This is a genomic window from Curtobacterium sp. B8 (assembly GCF_000333315.1).
In the GTDB taxonomy this organism is placed as follows: domain Bacteria; phylum Actinomycetota; class Actinomycetes; order Actinomycetales; family Microbacteriaceae; genus Curtobacterium; species Curtobacterium luteum.
Genome location: NZ_BACW01000303.1, coordinates 1 through 4,060, shown reverse-complemented (window position 1 = coordinate 4,060; position 4,060 = coordinate 1). Strand labels below are relative to the sequence as shown.

The following is a 4,060-nucleotide window of genomic DNA, read 5'->3' as shown; positions in this document are numbered from 1 at the left end:
TCGGCCGGTCGNAGTCGGCGACCGCGGCGGTCATCACCACGACGTCCGCCTCGGCCGCTGCCGCCCGGACCTCGTCGGCGAGTTCGAGGGCGGACCCCACCGGGCGCACGTCGACGTCGAGGCCCTCGGTCAGCCCGGCGTCGACGTTGGCCGTCACCAGGGTGACGGCCGCGCCGCGAGCGGCGGCGTCCGCCGCGATCGCGATGCCCTGCCGTCCGCTCGAACGGTTGCCGACGAAGCGGACCGGGTCGAACGGCTCCCGGGTCCCGCCCGCCGTCACCAGGACGCGGACCCCGCGCAGGTCGCCGGACGGGAGGGACGGTGCCGGTCCGGCGGTCCGGTCCGGCCGACCCTCGTGGTCCAGCACCGCGAGTGCCGCCGCGACGATGTCCTCGGGCTCGGACATCCGACCGATGCCGGCGTCGTCCCCGGTGAGCGCACCGACGACGGGTCCGACGACGTGCACTCCGCGGGCGCGGAGCGTGTCGAGGTTCGCGCGGGTCGCGGGGTGCTCCCACATCTGCGGGTGCATCGCGGGCGCGACGACGACGGGCGCCTCGGTCGCGAGGAGGGTGGTGCCGAGGAGGTCGCCCGCGAGGCCCGCGGCCATCCGCGCCAGGGCGTCGGCCGTGGCCGGGGCGACGACCACGAGGTCCGCCCGACGGCCGAGCGCGACGTGCCGGACCTCGGCGACGTCGTCCCAGACGCTCGTGGTCACCGGGTTGCGGCTCAGGGCCTCGAGCGTCGGCAGCCCGACGAAGCGCAGGGCGCCCTCGGTCGGGACGACGTGCACCTCGTGGCCACGCTTGACGAGGTCGCGGACGACCCCCACGGCCTTGTACGCGGCGATGCCCCCGGTGATGCCGACGACGACCGTGCGGCGGTGTCCTGCTGCTGCGCTCACACCGGTCACGGTACCCGGCGCAGCGTGCGAGGATCGACGCCATGTGCACCGTCGTCGTCCGCGTCGCGCCCGGCTCCGAGTGGCCGGTGACGATGCTCGCCCTCCGCGACGAGTCGCCCGAGCGTCCGTGGGACCCGCCGGCCGCCTGGTGGCCGGACCGTGACCCGGGGGTGCGCGGTGTCCGCGACCGTTCGGCGGGCGGCGCCTGGCTCGCCGCCTCGGACGAGGCCGGCCTCGCGGTCGTGCTCAACCGCGGCGAACCGGTCGCGAGCGCGGACGGCACCTGGACCACCCGCGGCGTGGTGCCGCTCGACGCGGTCGGGGGCGTGCTGCCCGGGCACGACGGGACCGTCCCGACCGCGCGCGCGTTCAACCTCGTCCGCGCCACGGCCGACGGCGCCGAGGTCGTCACGTGGGACGGCACCGAGGTCCGGACGACCGCGCTCGGCCCCGGCGTGCACATGGTCACCCACGGCGAGCCGGACGACCCCGCCGCACCCCGGGTCGGGCGGTGGCTCGACGCCTTCCGCTCGGTGGACGCCCCGGCCGGGCCTCCCGTGCTCGGACCGTTCGACGAGCTGCGCGCCGCGGACGCCGGCGCCGACGCCGGGGACGGCTGGAGCGGCTGGTTCGGGGTGCTCGCCGGGTCCGCGAGCCTGCCCACCGACCACCCGGACGCGATCCTCCGCGACGTGCACGAAGCCGAGGGACACATGACGACGCTCTCGATCGTCGCCGCCGCGGTCGGCCGTGAGCGGACGGTGCTCCAGCACGCGCGGTTGACCGAGCCCGGACGACTCGAAGGGTCGGTCGAACTCCACCACGCCTGAGCGGTCCCGCCGCCCCTGGCCGCCTGAGTGCACCCGCAGCGCGACGCACGGGCCGGCCATGGCGTGCCGGCGTAGCTTCGCGCCTCGTGACCACCCGGACCCGGAGCGTGCTCGCCGTCGTCGTCGCGGCGCTCGCCGTGGCTGCACTCGGCGCCTGCAGCGAGCAGCCGTCGGCAGCCGTCGGCTCGGAGTCGACCCCGCGGACGACGACCCGACCCACCCCGACGCCGGGCCCCGCCGTGCCGTGGGACCGCGCGGACGACGTGGCCGTCGTGACGGTCGGCGACTCGATCACCGCCGGGCACGGACTCACCACGGCGCAGGCGTGGCCGGCGCTCATGGCCGACACGAACGGCTGGTCGCTCACGAACCTGTCCTGCGACGGCGCCGGCGTGGCCGCACTCGGGGACGACGACGACTGCGCGAGCGCGTACGCCACCCTCGTCAAGCGCGCCGTCGCACTGCGTCCACAGGTCGTCGTCCTGCAGGCCAGCTCGAACGACCTCGGGCTCGACACCGCGGAGATCCGGAGCGCCACGGACCAGGTGGTCGACGACGTGCATCGCCGGATGCCCCGCGCGCGGGTGATCGGGCTCAGCGCGATCTGGAACCAGGACGCCCCGCCCGCCCAGCTCGCGGCGATCTCGAAGGCGATGCGGAAGGCCCTTGCACGCGACGGCGGCACCTACGTCGACATCGGCGAACCACTCCGCGGGCACGCCGACTGGATGCAGGGCGACGACGTGCACCCGACGGCCCGTGGACAACGGGCGATCGCGGCGGCGGTCACCGCTGCGTTCCGCCGCGACGACGTGCAGTTCTGACGGGCGCCCCGTGCCACGACCGGTCCGCATCGTGCTCGTCGGACTCGTGCTCGCCGCGCTCGCGAGTGGGGTGACCGGGTGCTCGTCCGACGTCGGGGCGGTGCTCCCGCCGGGGACACGAGCCGGTGCAGCCCGCGTCGCCGGGCCCCGGGTCGTCGTCATCGGCGACTCGATCACGATCGGGCACGGGCTCCGGCGCGACCAGGCGTGGCCGGAGCTCCTCGCGGCGGCGGACCGGCTCCGGCTCACCGACCTCGGCTGCGACGGGGCCGGGGTCCTCGCCGAGGGCAGCGACGAGTGCTCCGCGACCGACGAGGAACTCGCGGAGCAGGCGGCGGCGCTGCACCCGGACGTCGTGGTGCTCCAGGCCAGCTCGAACGACCTCGGACAGGACGACGACGAGCTCGCCGGGGCGTCCGAGCAGCTCGTCGCGGAGGTCCACCGGCTCCTGCCCCGCGCCCGGATCGTCGGCATCAGCGCCGTCTGGGACCAGGACGCCCCGCCCGCCCAGCTCGGCACGATCTCCACGGTGCTGCGGACCGCCGTGACGGGGATCGGCGGTGCCTGGCTCGACCTCGGCCAGCCGCTCCGAGGACACCCCGCCTGGATGCAGTCCGACGACGTGCACCCGACGGCCCGCGGCCAGCGTGCGCTGCTCGCGGCGGTGACCGGGGCGCTGCGACGCGACCACCTGCGGTGGTGAGGCAGGGCTGCGGGGGCGAGTCGTGCCTCCAGGCCGACGCTGCGGAACGGGAGTGTGCGGAACGGACCGGCGCTGCGGGGGCCGGCCGTGCGTCCTGGCCGTCGTTCAGACGGGCGGGGCCGGCCGGTCCGTCGCTCAGGCGGGCGGCGTGGTGCCCGTGAGGTCCTCGGCGACCGCCCACAGCGAGCGGGCGAGGTCCGCGCTCCTGGCGGACCGCGGGACCGACGCCGTCGTGGTCGGGCCGGTGAGGCCGGCGAACCCGGCGGGGCCGTAGTAGGCGCCGCCGACCGCGTCGGGGCCGACGGCCGCGTAGAGCAGCGGCTCCGAGCCGTGCTCGACGTCCTGCGTGAACGGCAGTGCCCGATCACTCGACCGCACCGGCTTCGACCGTCCGAGCGAGCGCCCCGCGGACTGCAGGTTGGTGCGCGTGTAGCCGGGGTGCGCGGCGGTGCTGACGAGCGGCCAGTCCCGCTCCACGGTGAGCCGGTGCAGGTGCAGTGCGAGGAGCAGATCGGCGAGCTTCGACTGGCCGTAGGCACGCCAGCCGTTGTAGCCGTGCTCCCACTGCAGGTCGGCGAAGCGGATGCTGCCGAAGACGGCGGCCAGGCTCGACATCGTCGCCACCCGGGCCGGCCGGGTCCGCGCCGCGTCCGTCCGGAGCAGCTGGGGGAGCAGCAGGTTCGTCAGTGCGAACGGCCCGAGGAAGTTCGTGCCGAACTGGAGCTCGAAGCCGTCGACGGTCTCGAACCGCTCCGGCGGCGCCATCACCCCGGCGGTGTTCACCATGACGTCGAGGGGG

General features: G+C 76.0%; 5 protein-coding genes. 3 read left to right on the top strand and 2 right to left on the bottom strand.

Annotated elements, in window-relative coordinates; all coding sequences use genetic code 11:
* The coding region (gene coaBC, locus I59_RS07470; protein ID WP_022903325.1) for a bifunctional phosphopantothenoylcysteine decarboxylase/phosphopantothenate--cysteine ligase CoaBC at positions 1-904 on the bottom strand (904 nt) is incomplete at its 3' end.
* A 41-nt stretch (positions 905-945) separates the two neighbouring features.
* On the opposite strand from coaBC, the gene I59_RS20770 reads away from it, so the two are divergent.
* The 3 genes from I59_RS20770 to I59_RS07455 all read left to right on the top strand — a co-directional run bounded on the left by I59_RS20770 (position 946) and on the right by I59_RS07455 (position 3,261).
* Positions 946-1,734: an NRDE family protein gene (locus I59_RS20770; RefSeq protein WP_022903324.1), complete on the top strand. Its 789-nt coding sequence runs from the start codon at positions 946-948 to the stop codon at positions 1,732-1,734.
* An 86-nt stretch (positions 1,735-1,820) separates the two neighbouring features.
* Entirely contained in the window at positions 1,821-2,558 is a 738-nt protein-coding gene (locus I59_RS07460) for an SGNH/GDSL hydrolase family protein (RefSeq protein ID WP_187289800.1), read from the top strand.
* 10 nt (positions 2,559-2,568) lie between these two features.
* Entirely contained in the window at positions 2,569-3,261 is a 693-nt protein-coding gene (locus I59_RS07455) for an SGNH/GDSL hydrolase family protein (RefSeq protein ID WP_022903322.1), read from the top strand.
* Between the two features lie 135 nt (positions 3,262-3,396).
* On the opposite strand, the gene I59_RS07450 is transcribed toward I59_RS07455, so the two are convergent.
* Positions 3,397-4,060 (bottom strand): SDR family NAD(P)-dependent oxidoreductase (locus I59_RS07450; protein WP_022903321.1); only part of this gene is annotated, 664 nt, incomplete at its 5' end.

Coding starts and splice junctions, on each gene's coding strand:
- I59_RS20770 (WP_022903324.1), top strand. CDS start 946: ATGTGCACCGTCGTCGTCCGCGTCGCGCCCGGCTCCGAGTGGCCGGTG.